The 19,806-nt window shown below is 63.5% G+C and carries 15 protein-coding genes; 8 read left to right on the top strand and 7 right to left on the bottom strand.

What is annotated here, in order from left to right; genetic code table 11:
• Positions 1 to 3 precede the first annotated feature (3 nt).
• The 3 genes from ACIA48_RS11460 to ACIA48_RS11450 form a co-directional block, all read right to left on the bottom strand.
• Positions 4 to 1,701 carry an FAD-binding protein gene (locus ACIA48_RS11460; protein ID WP_396730905.1) on the bottom strand — a complete coding sequence of 566 codons (1,698 nt, stop codon included), beginning with the start codon at positions 1,699 to 1,701 and terminating at the stop codon, positions 4 to 6.
• Entirely contained in the window at positions 1,695 to 3,056 is a 1,362-nt protein-coding gene (locus ACIA48_RS11455) for an aromatic ring-hydroxylating dioxygenase subunit alpha (RefSeq protein WP_396730903.1), read from the bottom strand. The genes ACIA48_RS11460 and ACIA48_RS11455 overlap by 7 nt, the downstream gene beginning before the upstream one ends.
• A 95-nt stretch (positions 3,057 to 3,151) precedes the next feature.
• Positions 3,152 to 4,216: an amidohydrolase family protein gene (locus tag ACIA48_RS11450; RefSeq protein ID WP_396730901.1), complete on the bottom strand. Its 1,065-nt coding sequence runs from the start codon at positions 4,214 to 4,216 to the stop codon at positions 3,152 to 3,154.
• 23 nt (positions 4,217 to 4,239) lie between these two features.
• Here ACIA48_RS11450 and fadD1 point away from each other — a divergent pair, with 23 nt between their 5' ends.
• Positions 4,240 to 5,817 (top strand): fatty-acid--CoA ligase FadD1, encoded by a 1,578-nt coding sequence (gene fadD1 / locus ACIA48_RS11445; protein ID WP_396730899.1) that lies wholly within the window; start codon positions 4,240 to 4,242, stop codon positions 5,815 to 5,817.
• Between the two features lie 287 nt (positions 5,818 to 6,104).
• Here the strand turns inward: fadD1 and ACIA48_RS11440 are convergent, their stop codons facing one another.
• Positions 6,105 to 7,316 carry a cytochrome P450 gene (locus tag ACIA48_RS11440; protein ID WP_396730897.1) on the bottom strand — a complete coding sequence of 404 codons (1,212 nt, stop codon included), beginning with the start codon at positions 7,314 to 7,316 and terminating at the stop codon, positions 6,105 to 6,107.
• 10 nt (positions 7,317 to 7,326) lie between these two features.
• Positions 7,327 to 8,160 carry a mycofactocin-coupled SDR family oxidoreductase gene (locus ACIA48_RS11435; RefSeq protein ID WP_396730895.1) on the bottom strand — a complete coding sequence of 278 codons (834 nt, stop codon included), beginning with the start codon at positions 8,158 to 8,160 and terminating at the stop codon, positions 7,327 to 7,329.
• Positions 8,161 to 8,225: 65 nt separating this feature from the next.
• On the opposite strand from ACIA48_RS11435, the gene ACIA48_RS11430 reads away from it, so the two are divergent.
• The 5 genes from ACIA48_RS11430 (at position 8,226) to ACIA48_RS11410 (ending at position 13,100) form a co-directional block, all read left to right on the top strand.
• Positions 8,226 to 8,822, top strand: coding sequence for a TetR/AcrR family transcriptional regulator (locus tag ACIA48_RS11430; protein WP_396730893.1), 597 nt, complete (start codon positions 8,226 to 8,228; stop codon positions 8,820 to 8,822).
• 166 nt (positions 8,823 to 8,988) lie between these two features.
• Positions 8,989 to 9,417, top strand: coding sequence for an MmpS family protein (locus ACIA48_RS11425; RefSeq protein ID WP_396730891.1), 429 nt, complete (start codon positions 8,989 to 8,991; stop codon positions 9,415 to 9,417).
• Complete coding sequence (locus tag ACIA48_RS11420; protein WP_396730889.1) at positions 9,414 to 12,323, top strand: RND family transporter; 2,910 nt, start codon at positions 9,414 to 9,416, stop codon at positions 12,321 to 12,323. Before ACIA48_RS11425 ends, ACIA48_RS11420 begins: the two co-directional genes overlap by 4 nt.
• Entirely contained in the window at positions 12,320 to 12,646 is a 327-nt protein-coding gene (locus ACIA48_RS11415) for a DUF732 domain-containing protein (RefSeq protein ID WP_396730887.1), read from the top strand. The genes ACIA48_RS11420 and ACIA48_RS11415 overlap by 4 nt, the downstream gene beginning before the upstream one ends.
• Positions 12,647 to 12,659: 13 nt before the next feature.
• The gene (locus tag ACIA48_RS11410; protein WP_396730885.1) at positions 12,660 to 13,100 is read left to right on the top strand and encodes a DUF5078 domain-containing protein; all 441 of its coding nucleotides are present in this window, start codon (positions 12,660 to 12,662) and stop codon (positions 13,098 to 13,100) included.
• Positions 13,101 to 13,115: 15 nt separating this feature from the next.
• On the opposite strand, the gene ACIA48_RS11405 is transcribed toward ACIA48_RS11410, so the two are convergent.
• Complete coding sequence (locus ACIA48_RS11405) at positions 13,116 to 14,435, bottom strand: hypothetical protein (RefSeq protein WP_396730884.1); 1,320 nt, start codon at positions 14,433 to 14,435, stop codon at positions 13,116 to 13,118.
• A gap of 389 nt (positions 14,436 to 14,824) precedes the next feature.
• On the opposite strand from ACIA48_RS11405, the gene ACIA48_RS11400 reads away from it, so the two are divergent.
• Positions 14,825 to 15,460 carry a cutinase family protein gene (locus ACIA48_RS11400; protein WP_396730882.1) on the top strand — a complete coding sequence of 212 codons (636 nt, stop codon included), beginning with the start codon at positions 14,825 to 14,827 and terminating at the stop codon, positions 15,458 to 15,460.
• Between the two features lie 133 nt (positions 15,461 to 15,593).
• Complete coding sequence (locus tag ACIA48_RS11395; RefSeq protein ID WP_396730880.1) at positions 15,594 to 18,467, top strand: RND family transporter; 2,874 nt, start codon at positions 15,594 to 15,596, stop codon at positions 18,465 to 18,467.
• Here the strand turns inward: ACIA48_RS11395 and ACIA48_RS11390 are convergent.
• On the bottom strand, positions 18,464 to 19,783 hold the full coding sequence (locus ACIA48_RS11390) for an acyltransferase (RefSeq protein WP_396730878.1): 1,320 nt from the start codon (positions 19,781 to 19,783) through the stop codon (positions 18,464 to 18,466). The genes ACIA48_RS11395 and ACIA48_RS11390 overlap by 4 nt on opposite strands.
• Positions 19,784 to 19,806 lie beyond the last annotated feature (23 nt).

The following is a 19,806-nucleotide window of genomic DNA, read 5'->3' as shown; positions in this document are numbered from 1 at the left end:
GGGTCAGCGCGCCCGATTCGCCCCGGCGGCGTGGCGAGCGGCGACGTAGCCGAAGATCATCGTGTTGGCGATGCTGCCGCCGGCGCCCAGATAGTTGCGGCCCATCACCGTCGCGGTGATATTTCCGGTCGCATACAGACCTTCGATCACCTCATCCTGCTGATTGAGCACCTGGGCGTGCTCGTTGGTGATCACTCCGCCGCAAGTGCCGACATCGGCGGGGAACACCCTCGTCGCGTAATACGGCGCTGAATCGAGCGGGCCGACCGCGGCGTTCGGCTTGTACCCCGGATCGCCGAGGCAGATGTTGTAAGCCGACTGACCGCGGCCGAAGTCTGGATCAAGACCCTTGGCCGCGAATTCGTTGAACCGCTTGACGGTGTACTCCAGTGCATCGGGGGGGACGTCGATCTGCCGCGCCAACTCGGCGATCGACAAGGCTCGCTTGACCACGCCTTGTTCGATCAGCGTCTCGGACAGGCTGCGTTTCTTCAGCGGATTGGCCCCCGACACATAGCGTCGGACGTAGCCCTCGTCGAACACCTGCCAGCAGGGCACCGCCTTGTTCGCGTACATCGCCTTACCGACCTCGACGTAGGAGTTCGACTCGTTGCAGAATCGCTTGCCTGTGCCGTCGACGTAGATCGCGCCGGGACGCTGCCGCCCCGATCCCAGCGACGCTGCGCCCGAATCCTGAATGAACACCATTGGCAGCCACCAGGCTTCGTCGAGGAGGTCGGTCTTCGCGCCGAGCGCCATCGCGGTTTTCAGCACCTCGCCCGTGTCGCCCGCGTTGGCTATCGACCACTTGCCGTCGTTGGGCTGGTTGCCGCTGTACTGACGGCGCATGTCGGCGTTGCGGCTGAAACCGCCCGCCGCGAGTAACACGCCCTTGCGGGCCTCGACGTTCATCGTCGTACCGCCGCGGGTCACGCGCGCGCCGACGACGCGACCGTCCTCGACGATGAGATCGTCCATCGCGGTGTCGGTCCAGATCGGCGGCTTACCGCGTGCCGACATTGACGGCCCGCCGTCGAAATCCATCAGCGCCTTCAGGATCTGCCCGATGAGCGACGCGCCGTTGGTCAGGATCTCGCGGTTGCGAATGCGAGCCGCTCTGGTGCGCAAGAACACTCGCATCGCAGTGATGAACGCCCGCGGTGAACGGTTGAAGTACTGCACGGCGCGCAACTCATTGGTCTTGATCACGAACCCGTAGTTCTTGGCCATCGACGGCTGGACCTTGTCGCTCCAGTCCCCGAGCGCCGCGGCGTCGTACGGGACGCCCTCAACTGACCGCCCGGCCGCGTTACCGCCTTTGTGGTTTGGGTAGTAGTCACTCCATCCCGGACACCGCACGAGCCGAACCCCGTTGTCGACAAGCAGATTGATCATCGCGTTACCGGCGGTCAAAAATGTCTCGCGACGGGCGGCCGACGATGCCTCTCCGATATCGCCGACCACATCATCGAAGTAGGCCAGGCCGTCCTCGTGGCTATCCGAGATGCCACCGGCGCGCATCAGCGGGTTGTCGGGCAGCCACACCATGCCGCCCGACATTCCGGTCGATCCGCCGACAAGGCTCTGTTTCTCGACCACGAGCGGTTCGATCCCGGCATCGAGCGCGGCAAGTGCAGCGACCATCCCGCCACCGCCACTCCCCGCTATCAGAAGATCGACGGACGCGTCCCAATTCACCATGTGCGAACCTTCTCCGACAGCCCGAGGTCGGCGACGGGCACGTCGATCGTCGTATTGGTGCGCTGGATCGCGGGCACCAGCTGGTCGTACGGCAGGCCAGCGAGGAAGCCGTCGATGACGCGCTCGAAGTTCGATATCAGGCCCTCGATCTGGTTGGACAGCCGCATGTACTCGAACCCCTTGGCGTGCAGCCCCTTCTGCTGACGCGGCAGGTTGGAGAAGTCCTGCGCCGGAATCATCGGCCAGCTCGGATCGTCGGGCGCAAGCGGCTCCGGCGCCGTGGGCCTACCCGGTGCAACGTCGTTCGGATAACGGGTGAGTGACCACACCTCGAACAACGTCTCCTCGGGCCCCAGCGGACGGATGCGATACGACGACGCGCTGCTGTACTGCGGAAGGATGAAGTAGTGCGGGAAGCAGAACCCGATCGGGTCGATGGCGCGCCGCCGATCCAGGTCGTTGAGGTCGGGAAAGTCGCAGTCGCGCGCCAGGTGCCAGGCGGTGACCGCATCGTTGACCGCTGCGCGCCAGGTCGCCATCGCCTCAGCGGGGTCGTCCGGGAGCGACATGTGTTGCAGCCCTTCGGCAATCCGGATGTCGTTCTCGTGCGTCATCCCGCCCATACCGGACCCGAGCGTCCGCATGAAATACAGGCTCGCCTGCACCACCGGATGTACTGATGACGAGTCCGGGCGGTAGGCCGACGGCAGCAGCTGCGGATGGGTCTGCGGGACGTGGTAGCCCTCCATGAAGGCCGCCGTGGCCAGCTTCCAATTCACCGGCAGCAGACACGATTTCCACCACTCGGTGCGCAGCGCCCCCACCTTGAACTCGTCGTGGCGGGAGCCGAACGGCTCGATGCAGTCGTGCAACGGGGGCGCGTCGTCGTCGAGATTGATCCACGCGCATCCGCCCCACAACTCGCACCGAACCGGCGTCAGACCGAGATCGCCCGCGTCGAGGTTGGCGTCGTCGAACATCTCCGAGCGCAACACAAAGGTGTTCTTGCCGTCGAGTCCCCAGCACCACCCGTGGAAGGGGCAGACGAAGCTGCGTCGTGACCCGCTGCCCTCGACGAGTTTCATGCCGCGGTGGCGGCAGGCGTTGTAGTAGGCGCGTACGGTGCTGTCGTCGACGCGGACGACGATGATCGACTGGTCGAGAATCTCGTATTCGATGAAGTCGCCGGGTTTGGGAATCTCTTCCAGACGGCACGCCATCTGCCACACCCGCGGCCAGAACAACTCCGTCTCCAGCGCATAGAAGTCCTGGTCGTAATAGCGCTGTTTCGGAATGCGGTCCACGCTGCGCACGGCCCACGGCACCGGGAGCGGAGTCCACTCCACCTCAGACATGCACTCACCCCATCACGCCCCGGTGCGGCCAGTTTCCGTATCTTAGCAAAAATAGCGAGAAGGACCGGAGGGTCCGGCGGTTTGGGCAGCGACCGTTAGTTCAGAGAGTAGAACCGCTTGGCGTTGTGTCCCGCGATCTTCGCGCGGGATTCCTCGCCGATATCGGGCCGATTTCTCAAATGCTCTGTGCTGTGCGGCCATTCGCCGTCCCAGTGGGGATAGTCGCTGGCGAACATGATGAAGTCGTCGCCGAGCACGTCGATCACGCCGGGCAGGATCGGCTCTTCGGGCTCGCACGTGGTCCAGATATTGCCCGCCCGCAGATACTCCCCCGGATCGCGCTGCCAGCCGCCGTGGATCCAATCGCCGCGCTTTTCGAAGTGCTCGTGCAGGCGGTCGATGAAGAACGGCACCCATCCGACACCGGCCTCGAGAAACGCGACCCGCAGCGCGGGATGGCGGTCGAATACACCGCCGGAAATGAGCGCCGTCATGGCCGTCATCTGGTCGAACGGGAAGCTCACGCAGTGCACCTGGATGTAGTTCGTGAACCGGTCGACGCCGACTTTCGGCAGGTGCATACCCGGGGCGCCGTGGATCCCGAGCGGCATGTCGAGTTCGACGGCGGCGGCATAGAACGGATCCAGGTCGGGATGGTCGAGGTTGCGTGTCTTGAGCGCGGGCGGGACGTGGGTCGCGACGAGACCCAGCTCTTTAGCCTCACGCATGACATCGACCGCGACAGCGCCGTGTTCGATCGGTGTCACCGCGATCCCGCGCAACCGGCCGCCGGAGGAACTGCAGTAATCGGCGATCCACTGGTTGTAGAGACGCGCGAACCCCGCGGCGAACGTGGGATCCTCCAGCGTCGGGACACACAGGCCGAGGCTGGGATAGAGCACCATCGTGTCGATGTGGTCGCGGTCGGCGTCCCCCAGCACACCTTCGGCAGACGTGTAGTCGATACCCGACGCCGTCGACAAGCCGTGCTCACGGGGACAGCCGGCGCCTGGACCATCGGCCTCGGGGTAGTTACGGCCCTCGATGACGAGGGCTCGTCCGTCCTCGCGGGGCACGATGTGTTCGGGCCAGCGCCGCATCGCCTCGACTGCCAGCGACGCTCCCTCCGCGACGTGACCGTCGGCGTCAATGATCCTCATGGGTGGATGCTAGAACTACCTGCATGCCAAGCGAGACCATCCAGCAATTGCTGCGCGAGCGCGCAACGTCGGACTCCGTCGCGGTGAAGTACGGCGACGCCACGTGGACATGGCGCGAGCATCTGAACGACGCATCAGCCCGCGCCGCAGCGCTGCTCGCCATCGCCGATCACGACCGCCCCCTGCATGTCGGCGTCCTGATGAGCAACACCCCGGAGTTCCTGAACCAGATGGCCGCGGCGGGCATCGGCGGCTATGTGCTGTGTGGCATCAATTCGACGCGTCGCGGCGATGCGCTGGCCGCCGACATCCGGCGCGCCGATTGCCAGATCGTCGTGACCGATGCCGAGCATCGGCCGCTGCTCGACGGTCTCGCCCTCGACGGCGTGCAAATTCTGGACACCTCGAGCGAGGAGTGGGCGCGCATGCTCGAGGCCGCCGGTGACCTCACGCCGTTCCGCGAGGTCGAGCCGATGGACACCTACATGCTGATCTTCACCTCGGGAACGAGCGGCAACCCGAAACCCGTGCGGGTGTCTCACTTCATGGTGCTGATGTCGGGCCAGGCGCTCGTCGACAAGTTCGAGGTCTACGCAGACGACACGTGCTACCTGTCGATGCCGCTGTTCCACTCCAACGCGTTGGTGGCGGGTTGGGGTGTGGCGTTGGCCAGGGGCGCCGCGATGGCTCCCGCGAAATTCTCGGCGTCGAACTTCGTCGACGACATCCGCCGCTACGGCGCCACGTACATGAACTACGTCGGCAAGCCGCTGGCCTACATTCTGGCCACCCCCGAACAGCCCGGCGACGCCGACACGACGTTGCGCATCGCGTTCGGCAACGAGGCCAGCGACCGGGACATCGAAGCCTTCCAGCAGCGGTTCGGCTGCACGGTGTGGGACGGCTTCGGTTCAACCGAGAACGCCGTCATCATCACCCGCGAAGAGGGCACGCCGAAAGGCTCACTGGGCAAAGGATTTCCGGGGGTGGCGATCTACAACGCCGAGACCGTCACCGAGTGTCCGCCAGCGCAGTTCGACGCCGACGGCGCGCTGATGAATGCCGAGGAGGCGATCGGCGAACTCGTCAACACCGACGGACAGGGCTTCTTCACCGGCTACTACAACGCCGACGACGCGACGGCCGAGCGCATGAAGCACGGCATGTACTGGTCGGGCGACCTGGCCTATAAGGACGCCGACGGCTGGATCTATCTGGCGGGGCGCGGCGGCGACTGGTTGCGTGTCGACGGCGAGAACATGGCGGCCGCACCGATCGAGCGCATCCTCATCCGGCTGCCTGACATCAACCTGGTCGCCATCTACGCGGTGCCCGACGAGAACGTCGGCGACCAGATCATGGCGGCTATCGTGCTGAACGACGGCGTCGCCATCACGCCGGAAGATTTCGAGGCCTTCCTCGCGGCGCAGTCCGATCTCTCACCCAAGGGCTGGCCGCGGTACGTGCGCATCGCAAATAGCCTGCCCACGACCGCGACCCACAAGGTGCTGAAACGCGAGCTCGCAGCCCAGGGTCCGACCGCGGGCGATGGCGAACTCTGGGTGCGCGAATCGCGCGGCACCCACTACACCCGTGCCTAAGAGCGACTTAGTACTGGCCGAGCGGGCGACAGAAATTCGTAATCGGATTCCAGTATTGGCCGGGTGCGCAGTTGAGCGGCACCGCCGATTTGCACGAGTTGGAACCCGGATCCCAGTACTGGCCTGGCGGACAGTTGATGGGCTGTGGCTGCGCCGCGCCGGAGGCCGCCGTCACAACTGCGAATATGGGCGCGCACACAGCCACTACGATCGCCGGACGAAGTAACTTCGACATGCTCATTAGCTTGCCCCAAACAGCATGAAATTAAACCGTCGGGGCCTGAAAATCAGCTGACGACGATTCGCAGCTTCTCCCAGCCTCGAACGGTCGATGTCGGTGCCAGTTGCGCGGTTTCGTAGTCGATGTCCCACTCTGGCCACCGGTTGAGTAACTCGTCGAGCGCGATGCGTCCCTCGAGCCGCGCCAGGTTGGCGCCGAGGCAGTAGTGCAGCCCCTTGCCGAACGTCAGATGCGACCCGCTGCGGTGGATGTTGAACGTATCGGGATCCGCGTAACGCTCCGGATCGCGATTGGCGGCTCCGAAGAGCAACAGCATCGCGCTGCCCGCGGGCACCGTTTGCCCATACGCCTCAAAATCCCGTGCCATGTAACGGGCTACGTGCGGACCCGTCGGCTCGAAGCGCAGCGTCTCGTCGATCGCGGGGATCAACAGCGAACGGTCGTGCTGGATCTCGCGACGCTGATCCGGATGCTCGGCCAGCACCTTGGCCAGCCAGCCGATGAGCCTGCCGGTCGTCTCGTTGCCCGCACCCGCGACCACTTGGGTGTAGTGCAACACCTCTTTGCGATGCAGCTTGCGGGTCACCCCTTCCTCGTCGGTGAACTCGACGTTGAGTAGGGCTGTCATCAGATCGTCGGACGGGTTGTTGGAACGCCACTCGACGTAGTCGGCGTACATCCGGCCGTCGGCGATCGCGTCGGCCTTGGCGACCTTCATCGGCGCACCGGGTTTGGTGCGCAGGTTGGCGTCGTTGCGGTCGCGGAACCCGACCTGATCAGACTCGGGGATGCCCAACAACATGCCGATCACCCGCATCGGCATCATCGCGGCAAGTTCGGCGACGATATCGAAGCTGTCCGAACCGACAAGTGGATCAAGGCAATTGATGCAGTAGTTGCGGATCTGGTCCTCGATCTCGGCCATTCGTCGGGGCGTGAAGACCCTCGACATCAACCCGCGCAGCATCGTGTGGATCGGGGGGTCCTCGAACATCATCACGCCCTTGGGCATGTCGAAATCCGACTTCACCAACTCGAGGATGTCGCTGCGCTGATTGGAGAACGTCTCCCAATTGTTCAGTGACTTCTCGACATCGACGTAGCGTGACAGCGCCCAGAAGTCGTATTTCTCGTTGTAATACAGCGGCGCCTCTTCGCGCAGACGCGCGTAGGTCGGATACGGCCTCGCCACGATCTCGACGTCGTAGGGGTCGTAATAAACAGCACTGTCCGAGGCCGTCCCGTAAGTGGTCGTCATGTCAAATCCCTTATTTCAGAAGGCTGCCGGCGTCGACGGGCAGGGTGACGCCGGTGATGTAACGGGCTTCGTCGGATGCCAGGAACAGCACCGCATTGCTGATGTCGACGGGCTCGACCCACGGGATCGGCAGGAAGTGGAACGACTGGCAGATCGGCGCGAGGTCGTCGGGTCCCGGGCTCTCCAGGTCGGGCCGGAACAGTTTGTACGTGGGCTCGTTCATCAACAGCGGTGTGCACACATGGGTCGGATGCACGGTGTTGACGCGAATGTTCTTGGCGCCGAGTTCAACTGCGAATGTCCGCATCAGGCCTACAACGCCGTGCTTGGCGGCGATGTAGTGGCCGACCTGCGGGTAGGCCTTGGTGCCGCCGACCGAGCTGGTGATGATGATCGAGCCGCTGCCGCCTGCCAGTAGATGGGGAACCGCGGCCTTGACCGTCTTCCACACTCCCCCGAGGTTGATGTCGATGGTCTCGTCCCAGATGTCCTCGCGCATCTTGTGCAACTTGACGCCGGTGGTGCCGATACCGGCGTTGGCGACGACAATGTCGAGCCCGCCAAGCTGTTCGACACCGCTGTCGAGCGCGGCCTTCAACGCGTCGTAATCGCGGACGTCGACCTCGGCGGTCACGATGCGGCGGTCCAGGTTCTTCACCATGTCTGCGGTTTCGGCGAGGTCCTCGGGTGTGGCAGCGGGCGCTGTCGAGTCTTCGAATCCCCGGCAGATGTCGATCGCGATGATGTCGGCTCCCTCCTGGGCCAACCGCACCGCGTGACTACGGCCCTGGCCACGAGCGGCTCCGGTGATGAACGCGACCTTGCCGTCTACCCGACCAGCCATCCCGACGCTCCTCAATTGTTGGACGAGCCATTGTTGGGCGATCGCCCAACATCTAGACTGCGGCCATGTCTAGCAGCACCACTGGTGAGCGGTCAAGAGGTGGACGCGCGTCGGCTACACGCGACGCGCTGATCAGAGCGACTGCCCAAGTAATGCTCGAGGAGGGCTACGCCGCGGCGACTTCGCGGCGGGTGGCGGCAAAGGCCGGCGTGAAGCCCGCACTGGTGCACTATTACTTCCCGAGCATGGACGACCTGTTCCTCGCCGTGCTACGCGACGGCGCCGAGACCAACCTGCGGCGACAGCGTCAGGCCCTTGCCGATGACGAACCGCTGCACGCGCTGTGGCGCCTGAACAGCACCCACGGCGCACGGCTGTTCATGGAGTTCATGGGGCTGGCCAACCACCGCAAGGAAATAAGGAGCGAGATCGCCGCCTACGCGGAGCGTTTCGGCGACGTCGAAGAAAGCGCTGTCACGCTGGCGATGCGCGCGCACGGCGTCGACATGGAGGCCTTTCCGCCGGTGGTGATGTCTATGATCGTCACCAGCTTGGCGCGGATCGTGCTGCTCGAGCGTGGGCTCGGAATAACCCGAGGTCACGACGAGGCCGAGGCCTTCATCAAGCGCTATCTGGGACAGTTCGAACTGCCCTCGTCGTGATGCGGGTCACACGGTCGCGACCGTGGTGGGCAGCAGCACAAAAACTTGAGATAACCTGTGGCAAGTGAGAACTTATACGGGCTAAGTTACGCACACCTGATTCACAGTCGACTGATACGGAACTCGAGGGCGCATAGATGGGTGGCACGGGTCGGGGGCGATCGGCATGATCGGCCTCGCCAAGAAAATCTGGATCCCGCTTGTCATCGTCATCGTGGTGGCCGTCGCGGGATTCACCGTCCACCGCATCCGCACTTTCTTCGGTGCTGACGGCATCATCGTCACCCCGAAGGTTTTCGCCGACGACCCCGAACCGTTCGACCCCAAGGTCGTGAAGTACGAGATCTTCGGTTCGGGCTCTTACGCGGACATCAACTATCTGGATCTGGACGCCAAGCCTCAGCGCATCGATGGCGCCGGGCTGCCGTGGTCACTGACGTTGCAGACCACTGCGCCGTCGGCGGCTCCGAACATCGTCGCCCAAGGTGACGGATCCTCGATCACGTGCCGCATCACCGTCGACGACGAGATCAAAGACGAAAGAACTTCGAACGGCTTGAACGCGCAAACCTTCTGCTTTGTTAAGTCCGCATGAGCACCCCGACGAGCGAAGCCAACACAGACGCCTTTCCCCCCGTCAAACATGCTGCGCGGCCGTTCATCCCCCGGATGATCCGTGCCTTCGCAATCCCGATCATCCTGATCTGGATCGCGGTCATCGCTGTCGTAAATGTGGTTGTGCCCCAGCTGGAAACGGTTGGTCAGATGCGCGCGGTCTCGATGAGCCCCGATTCCGCACCCTCGATGATCGCGATGAAACGCGTCGGCTCGGTGTTCGAGGAGTTCAACTCCGACAGCTCGGCCATGATCGTGATCGAGGGCGACAAGCCCCTCGGCGACGACACGCGCGCCTTTTATGGCGAGATGATCAAGAAGCTCGAGGCGGACAAGAAGCACGTTCAGAGCGTCCAGGATTTCTGGAGCGATCCGCTGACCGCATCCGGCGCACAGAGCAGCGACGGCATGGCTGCCTACGTCCAGGTCTACCTCGCCGGTAACCAGGGTGAGGCGCTGGCCAACGAGTCGGTCGAGGCCGTGCAGACCCTGGTCGACAGCATGGAGCCGCCACCAGGCGTCAAGGTGTTCGTCACTGGTCCGGCCGCTCTGGCCGCGGACCAGCACATTGCCGGCGACCGCAGCATGCGGATGATCGAAGCCGTCACATTCACGGTGATCATCGTGATGCTGCTCCTCGTCTACCGGTCGATCGTCACCGTGCTGCTGACGCTCGTCATGGTGGTCCTGCAGCTGAGCGCTGCCCGCGGGGTCGTGGCTTTCCTCGGGTACCACGAGATCATCGGCCTCTCGACCTTCGCCACCAACCTGCTGGTGACACTCGCGATAGCCGCGGGCACGGACTACGCGATCTTCCTCATCGGCCGATATCAGGAAGCCCGAGCCGCCGGCGAGGACAAAGAGCAGGCCTTCTACACCATGTATCACGGGACGGCCCACGTCGTGCTGGGCTCCGGCCTCACCATCGCCGGCGCCACCTTCTGCCTGAGCTTCACCAGGCTGCCGTACTTCCAATCGCTCGGCGTGCCATTGGCGATCGGTATGACAGTCGGTGTCCTAGCCGCGCTGACACTCAGCGCCGCGATCATCACCGTGGCGGGCCGGTTCGGCAAGACGCTCGATCCCAAACGTGCGCTGAGGGTACGCGGTTGGCGCAAGGTCGGTGCCGCCGTCGTGCGGTGGCCCGGTCCGATTCTGGTCGCGACCATCGCTCTGTCGCTGATCGGTCTGTTGACGCTGCCGGGGTATCGAACCAACTACAACGACCGCAACTACCTGCCCGCGGATCTGCCCGCAAACGAGGGCTACGCTGCAGCGGACCGGCACTTCTCGCAGGCCCGGATGAACCCTGAGCTGCTGATGATCGAAAGCGATCATGACCTGCGAAACTCAGCTGACTTCCTCGTCATCGACAAGATCGCGAAGGCCGTGTTCAGGGTTCCTGGAATCTCACGCGTGCAGGCGATCACCCGGCCCGACGGTAAGCCGATCGAGCACACGTCGATCCCGTTCCAGATCAGCATGCAGGGCACGACCCAGCAGATGAATCAGAAGTACCTGCAAGACCGCATGGCAGACATGCTCGTGCAGGCCGATGAAATGAATACGACGATCGCGACGATGGAGAAGATGTCGGCCCTCACCAAGGAGATGGCCGCAACGACACACTCCATGGTCGGGAAGATGAAGGATATGACCCTTGACGTCGCCGAATTGCGAGACAACATCGCGAACTTCGACGACTTTTTCCGGCCCATTCGCAATTACTTCTACTGGGAACCTAAGTGCTTCAACATCCCGGTCTGTTGGGCGTTGCGGTCGATATTCGACACCCTTGACGGCATCGACACGATGACCAAGGACATCCAAGAGCTGATTCCGGATATGGAACGCCTGGATCAGTTGATGCCGCAGATGGTCACGTTGATGCCGCCCATGATCGAGACGATGAAGACCATGCGCAGCATGATGTTGACGATGTATGCCACTCAGAAAGGCATGCAAGACCAGATGGCGGCGATGCAGGACAACTCGTCGGCTATGGGTGAGGCGTTCGACGCGTCGATGAACGACGACTCGTTCTATCTCCCGCCGGAGGTGTTCGACAACGCCGAGTTCAAGAAGGGTATGGAGAACTTCATCTCGCCGGACGGCAAGTCGGTGCGGTTCATCATTGCCCACGACGGCGATCCGATGACACCGGAAGGTATCGAGCGCATCGATGCGATCAAGCAGGCGGCCAAGGAAGCCATCAAGGGCACGCCGCTGGAAGGATCGACGGTCTACCTGGCCGGTACGGCGGCGGTGTTCAAGGACATGTCCGACGGCAGCCTCTTCGACCTGATGATCGCGGCGATCGCGTCGCTCGGCCTGATCTTCGTGATCATGTTGATCATCACGCGAAGCGTGGTGGCCTCCGCGGTCATCGTGGGCACAGTGGTGATCTCGCTGGGTGCCTCATTCGGGCTCTCGGTGCTGATCTGGCAGCACCTGATCGGGATAGAGCTGCACTGGATGGTGCTGGCGATGTCGGTCATCATCCTGCTGGCGGTCGGCGCCGACTACAACCTGTTACTGGTGTCCAGGCTCAAAGAAGAGCTGCATGCGGGCATCAATACAGGCATCATCCGGGCGATGGGCGGCAGTGGATCGGTGGTCACATCCGCGGGTCTGGTGTTTGCCTTCACCATGATGTCAATGGCGGTCAGCGAACTCACAGTCATCGGACAAGTCGGAACCACCATCGGACTAGGCCTGTTGTTCGATACCCTAGTCATCCGGTCGTTCATGACGCCGTCCATTGCAGCATTGATGGGTAAGTGGTTCTGGTGGCCACAGCGAGTTCGGGCACGTCCCGTACCCTCGCCGTGGCCTCAGCCGCCACAACAGTTGGCTAGGGTCGGGCCCGAGGGAGGACAGCAGTGAAGCGTTTGATGATCGGAATAGTCGCCGCGACGGCAGCATTGGTGCTTGCGGCGCCCGCACAAGCCGACGTAGATACAGATTTCACCAACGAGTTGCACATCTACGGCATCTACGGTCAGAAGGACTACAACGCTTGGATCGCCAAGATCACGTGCAAGCGTCTGAACCGTGGCCTTGACAGGGACGCGACGGCGTCGGCTCAGTTCGTCCACAATCAGCTGATAAAGGGCACCACCACCGAGCAAGCGTGGCAATTCCTCGGTGCCGGTTTGCGACTTTATTGCCCCGACAAGTTGCCGCTGCTCCAGCAAGCGGCGCACTAGCGAGGAGAACGAGATGTTACGCAAAGCGAGCATTGCGGCCGCCGCGCTGAGCTGTGCGGCGATGATTTTTCCTGCTGCCGCCTCGGCTGATTCGACCGACGAGTACCCGATCCCGAGTCGAATCATGAAAACCCCCTGCACCGTGGACCAGTACATGGCCGCTGTGCGCGACCAGGACCCGTTCTACTACGAGCGGTACATGATCGACTACAAGAACCGGCCGGCGGACGTTCAGACCGGTGCACGCAACCGGATCTACTGGTTCTTCTCGCTCGATTACGCAGGCCGTCGGCAGTATTCGGAGAACACTGCGACGAACGTCTACTACGAGCAGATGGCAACTCGATGGGGTAACTGGGCCAAATTGTTCTTCAACAACAAGGGCGTCGTCGCGCACGCCACTGACGTTTGCATGAATTACCCACCCGGCGACCCGTCCGTCTGGACCTGGTAGCTGGCGGCGGCTCGACTACGGCAGAGTGCCAAGCACCGGGCTTGGCACTCCCTGCGTAGGCGTTGTCGGTGCGGGAGCGGCCTCGGCTGTCGGCGCCTCTGCTGCGAGTGGCGGACCTCCAGGTAAGTGCGGCGTGCCTTCGGCCGGCAAGTGTGGAATCTCGGCCGGCACATCCGCAGTCTGCGCTGGCAGGTTTGGGACCTCAGCCGGCGCCGGCACGGGTACTCCTTCGGCCGGCACGGCCACGGCTGGCCCCTCCGGCAGGTCCACGGCTGGCGCCTCCGGTATTTCGGTAACGGCAGGCGCCTCGGGCGGCACCGTGGCGGCTGGAATCTCCGGAACGACTAGCGCTTCAACAGGCGCCTCAGGCGCGCTCATCTCAGGGACGGCTGGCGACGGTGCGCTGTCAGGAGGCGGCAATGCAGGTTGCACCATCGGCTCGGCGACCGCGTTCGACGGTGGAGCCGCGGGCGATGGCGGAACGGCTTGGCTACTCACCGAGGTCTGAGACGAATTGGATACCGGTTGCTCCCGCGTCGGAGGGGACTCCGACCGAGTGTTGAACATGGGGGCCACCGTCATCAGCACAAAAACGCCCACGCACGCCGCAAGCGCAGCAGCATTGTGCTTGAAAGTCGCACGCTGCTCGCTCGGAGACGGCACGGCGACCCCCTCGGCGTTCGACCTCACCGTCATCGCAGCACCGCGCGCGAGGATAAGCTGTGCTTCCTTCGATGCCACGACCGACATGTCCAGCGTTTTCCCGAGCCGCCCCGAAATCCGTCCGACGTCTTCGCGTGACCCGATGAGGAACAGATGCTGCGGGTCAACATGGTTGATTTCGAATGCATATTTCAGCCACCAGCCCAGGCCGTCGTCGCTTTCTCGCGTATGGGTTGCGGACGTCTGAACTCCGCCGTAGCCGAATGACAGTAACGTCACGACCAAAGGCTCGACTACACAAACCGCCGCCCTCTTGAATTCGAGACTAGCGCTGTACACCTGCACCCACGTTGACGCGGCCTCCGGAAGAGGCACGGATACCACCTTTTCGAAACCGAGGTCGGGCAACGACGTCAGCAGCGAGTTCGCCGTAGCCGCGGCGTCGGCGGTCCATGTGAGGCCGATCGACTTCAGTTCGTGGCCGCTCGTACCTGCGATCGCCTGAATCCCTTTGACGGCGGTTAGACACTTGGAAATGTCACCGTCCTCCGCAGAACCGACCGAGACGTCGAAAATACCGTGATCGAGCGCGGCTGCATCGACACCGGGTCCGTCGAGCAGCACCCAGCCGACGTTGTTCGACGTCACTGATATTCCGAGTACCGTGTCCACTACCCACCACCTTCGTCGGCGAATTTGATCCGCCGCTGCCCAGACGGCGCGTTGCGCCGAGATCACGGGCAGTATTTGCTTGTTCCTACCTGACGCAGTCAGGACGACGTGCGGCAACCCACACGGTAGGACAAATATCGCCGTCGCGCGCGATGTATTACCAGTTCACTCGCTTCAAATATGCGTATCCGGGAGCGAACAGGCGTCCCTCTGGCCCCTAGAGGTCGTTTTGAGATCAGCCACCACTACGGTCTCGACTGTCACAGAATGCTCATACGTCCCCTCGCTTTATTTGCTGGGCGGCTGCGTGTCGTCACGTTCGCATCAGATTGTGGGTCGACTCTGGGCAGCTGATGTGACATCTCGGCAGCCCGGAACGACGTAAGAGTATGACGACGATCTCGCGCATTCTCGGGCTCGTGTGCCTCAGCGCCACCGCCCTGCCACTCACATTGGCGACCGTGCCACTCGCGGCCGCAGCACCCTGTCCCGACGTCGAAATTGTGTTCGCTCGTGGTACCACCGAACCGCCCGGCGTCGGTGGTATCGGGCAGGCGTTCGTCGAGTCGCTGCGCTCGCGACTCGGCGAGCGCTCTGTCGGGGTCTACGCGGTCAACTATCCCGCGAGCCGCGACTTCGGCCGCAGCGCACCCGCCGGCCGCGACGACGTGAGCGCTCACGTGCAATCGATGGCCGCCACTTGCCCGAATACGCGCATGGTGCTCGGCGGCTACTCCCAGGGCGCCGCCGTCGTCGACCTCGCCACCGCCGCCATGCCACCCGCGGTCGCCGACAACGTCGCCGCGGCGGCCATCTTCGGCGGTCCGAGGAGCAGCTTCGCGGATTCGCTGTCGCCAGGTCCGCTACCCGGCGTGGGTCCCCTTTATGCCGCAAAAACTGTTGAAATGTGCGTGCCCAACGATCCGATCTGCTCCGAAGGCGGACGGGACTGGGGCGCGCATGGCGCCTACGTCCGGACGGGAATGGTCGATCAGGCGGCGTCGTTCGCTGTGGGACTGCTGTGAGTGGCCGCTCAGGGGCCTAATCTGGTAGGAACTAAGGCAAGCTTAACAATCTAGGGAGGATCCGCGAGGTGCCCAACTGTGTTCAGGCTGGGCTCACTTGCGGAAGCACCCCGTCGCGGCTCATGACGCCCCGATGAGCGCTCCGACCCGCGAGCCCCTGGCGCCACGCGAGCAGGAGCGGCGCAAGGGCATCGCGAAGTGGATCCGCATCTTCTCGTTGCCGATCATCATCGGCTGGGTCGTCATCGTCGGTTTGCTCAACGTCACCGTGCCGCAGCTCGAAGTGGTCGGCCAGATGCGGTCGGTGTCGATGAGCCCCGCCGAAGCGCCGTCGGTGATCGCGATGAAGAAGGTCGGCGAGCTCTTCCAGGAGTACAAATCCGACAGCGCGGTCATGATCCTCCTCGAAGGGGACGCGCCGCTCGGCGCGGAGGCGCACAAGTACTACGACGAACTCGTCGACAAACTCGAGGCCGACACCAAGCACGTTGAGCACGTTCAGGACTTCTGGGGCGATCCGCTGACGGCGGCCGGCGCGCAGAGCGCCGACGGCAAGGCCGCATACGTGCAGGTGTACCTCGCCGGCAACATGGGTGAGGCGCTGTCCAACGAGTCCGTCGAGCAGGTCATCAAGCTCGTCGACGGGATGGAACCGCCGCAGGGCGTGAAGGTCTACGTCACCGGTGGGTCGGCCCTGGTCGCCGACCAGCAAATCGCGAGCGACCGCAGCATCCGGATCATTGAGATGGTCACGTTCGCGGTGATCATCACCATGCTGCTGCTCGTCTACCGATCGATCCGCACCGTCCTGCTCGTGCTGGTGCTGGTGGTGCTCACGCTGTCGGCGACGCGCGGTGTGGTGGCGTTCCTCGGATACCACGAGCTGATCGGGCTGTCGACGTTCGCGACAAACCTTCTTGTCACACTCGCGATAGCCGCAGCGACGGACTATGCCATCTTCCTCATAGGCAGATATCAGGAGGCACGCACGCTCGGCGAGGACCGAGAACAGGCCTACTACACGATGTTCCACGGCACCGCGCACGTCGTGCTGGGCTCGGGTATGACGATCGCGGGCGCCACGTTCTGCCTGTCGTTCACGCGGTTGCCGTACTTCCAGACACTGGGTGTTCCGCTGGCCGTGGGAATGACCACCGGTGTGTTCGTCGCGCTGACGCTGGGTCCCGCGATCATCACCGTGGCGAGTCGCTTCGGCCTGCTGGAACCCAAGCGCGCCATGCGTATTCGGGGCTGGCGCAAGATCGGTGCCGTCATCGTCCGCTGGCCCGGGCCGGTGCTGCTTGCGACGATCGTGCTGTCGCTCGTCGGCCTTCTCACGTTGCCCGGGTACCAACCCAACTACAACGACCGCAAGTACCTGCCGCAAGACCTCCCCGCGAACCTGGGTTTCGCAGCAGCCGAACGGCATTTCTCGCCGGCGACGATGAACCCGGAGTTGCTGCTCATCGAGAGCGACCACGACCTCCGCAACTCCGCGGACTTCCTGGTGATCGACAAGATCGCCAAGGCGATCTTCCGGGTACCCGGTATCGGCCGGGTCCAGGCGATCACCCGCCCCGACGGTAAACCCGTGAAGTTCAGCACGATTCCGGCGCAGATGAGCCTGGGCGGCGTCGGCCAGGACCTGAACCGCAAGTACCTGCAGGACCGCATGGAAGACATGCTCAAGCAGGCCGACGAGATGCAGGTCACCATCGACACGATGACCCGCATGTCGAACCTGATGGGCGAGATGAGCGCGACCACGCACAGCATGGTCGCCAAGACCCGCAACATGACGGTCGACATCGCCGAATTGCGCGACTACATCGCTAATTTCGACGACTTCTTCCGTCCGATCCGGAACTACTTCTACTGGGAACCGCACTGCTACAACATCAACCTCTGCTGGTCGATGCGGTCGGTGTTCGACACGATCGACGGCGTCGACACGACGACAGAGGCGGTGCAGGATCTGCTGCCCGATCTCGAGCGGCTCGATGCGCTGATGCCGCAACTGCTCGCGCTGATGCCGCAGCAGATCGAGACGATGAAGACGATGAAGAACATGATGCTGACGATGCACGCCACCCAGGGCGGCATGCAGGATCAGCAGGCCGCGCTCGGCGAGAACCAGTCGGCGATGGGTGATGCGTTCAACGACTCGTGGAACGACGACACGTTCTATCTGCCACCGGAGATCTTCGACAACGAAGAGTTCAAGCGCGGCATGGACAGCTTCATCTCGCCCGACGGCAAAGCCGTGCGGATGATCATTCAGCACGAGGGAGATCCGCTCAGCTCCGACGGCATCGAACGCATCGAAGCCATCAAGCACGCGGCCAAGGAGGCGATCAAGGGCACGCCGCTGGAGGGTTCCACGATCTACCTCGGCGGCACCGCGGCAGCATTCAAGGACATGCAGGACGGCAACAACTATGACCTGCTGATCGCCGCAATCCTCGCGCTCGCGCTGATCTTCACCATCATGCTGATCATCACGCGCGCCGTCGTCGCGGCCGCGGTCATCGTCGGCACCGTGGTGTTGTCGCTGGGCGCATCGTTCGGTCTGTCGGTGCTGATCTGGCAGCATGTGCTGGGCATCGAGCTGCAATTCATGGTCATGGCCATGGCGGTGATCATCCTGTTGGCCGTCGGCGCCGACTACAACTTGCTTCTCGTAGCCCGGTTGAAGGAAGAACTGCATGCCGGCGTGAACACCGGCATCATCCGCGCGATGGGCGGCAGTGGCTCGGTCGTCACCTCAGCCGGTCTGGTGTTCGCGTTCACGATGATCTCCATGACGGTGAGCGAGCTGACGGTGGTCGCCCAGATGGGCACAACGATCGGAATGGGCTTGCTGTTCGACACTTTGGTGATCCGTGCGTTCATGACTCCGTCGATCGCGGCGCTGATGGGTAAATGGTTCTGGTGGCCGCAGGTCGTGCGTGCCCGGCCCAGGCCGGTGCCGTGGCCGAAGCCGCCGGAGCAGCTGGTCGACCGTTAGACGGTTGTAGCCGTTAGTGGTTGCGGCTGCTGCGCTCCCGCGCAGATTCGTGCGGCAGCGGCGGCGGAGACGAAGCAGCCGAGCGTGAGAAGCCCCTGGGCATCGCCAAGCCCGTTCTTGGCGAGGAGCACCAGCGCCACTCCCGCGAGGACGATGAGCACACCGGCGGCGGCCGACCGGATACCGACAGCGGCTACGGGGGCGTCCCACCACGGCAGCCGGCGATGCTCGAGCGGCGACAGCAGCATGAACATGGCGAGCATCACGATGGCGAACACGACGGCGCGTAGCGCGAGCATGGCCCAAAAGTACGGGGCGTCAACGTCATACGCGTCGAGTCCGAAGGCGTGCAGGGTGAAGGTGGCGACCGCGATCGCGGGAATGTGCCAGAGGTAGAGCGTCATCGCTCCCCCGTTGCCCGTCGCAACGAAGTACCAGACGCGCGGACGCTGTGCCCAGCGTCGAATCGGCCCCGCGACGGCGACGAACGCGAACGACATCCAGGTGCAGTGCAGCGCGAGCAGCAGCGTCGGCGGCGACACATTGGAGACGTGTTCGGAGCCCGTGACAACCAGAGAAACGTCATAGGGTCCGGCGACCGCAACCACAAGCTGTGCAGCGAACGCAGATGCGGCGACGACGAGCGCGGTGCGCAGCGCGATCAGGCGTCGTGCATAGGCCACGCCGATCACCATCGGGATCAGCCACACGATGACGAAGTTCGCGACGCCCGCCATCGGCGTGCCAACCGCGAACCGGATCGCGTCGAAGCCCGCTGAGACAGCGATCAGCGCAACGACCGTGATGGCGACCGTGCGGCCGCTCGACATCCGGGTCAGGGCGGGAACGAAGGCCAGCACGACGAGATAGACACCGAGGAACCACAGCAGCGCCACGCACTCGCGGCCGATGCTGGCCGCGGACTCGGCGCCGAGAATGTAATAGGTCACCATAATGCCGATCGACCATGCGGCCAGGTACCAGAAGACCGGCCGGCACAGCCGCTGCGCTCGCTTGACCAGCCACGTGCCCCACGACGAGCCCCGATGCCAGCCGTAGGCGCCTGCGGCACCACCTGCCAGGAAGAACAGTGGCATGACCTGGACTATCCACGTGATGGGTGCGATCGCGGGCACCTCGCCGAGCAGGTTGCCGATCCGCAGACCGCCGTCGATTATGGCGAGCAAGAGTGCGCAATGCCCGAACATCACGACCACGAGAGCGGCGAGCCGGGCAACGTCGACAGCGCGGTCGCGGTCAGCCGGCGTCTCGGCAGCGACCTTGCCGACACCGGACACAGGCTTGGTGAGCGTCATGCGTTCAGGATGCCGTGCCGCGG

It is taken from the genome of Mycobacterium sp. NPDC051804 (genome assembly GCF_044452905.1).
Taxonomy (GTDB): Bacteria; Actinomycetota; Actinomycetes; order Mycobacteriales; family Mycobacteriaceae; genus Mycobacterium.
The sequence above is the reverse complement of the archived record's forward strand: the minus strand, read 5'-3'. Positions and strand labels throughout refer to the sequence as shown.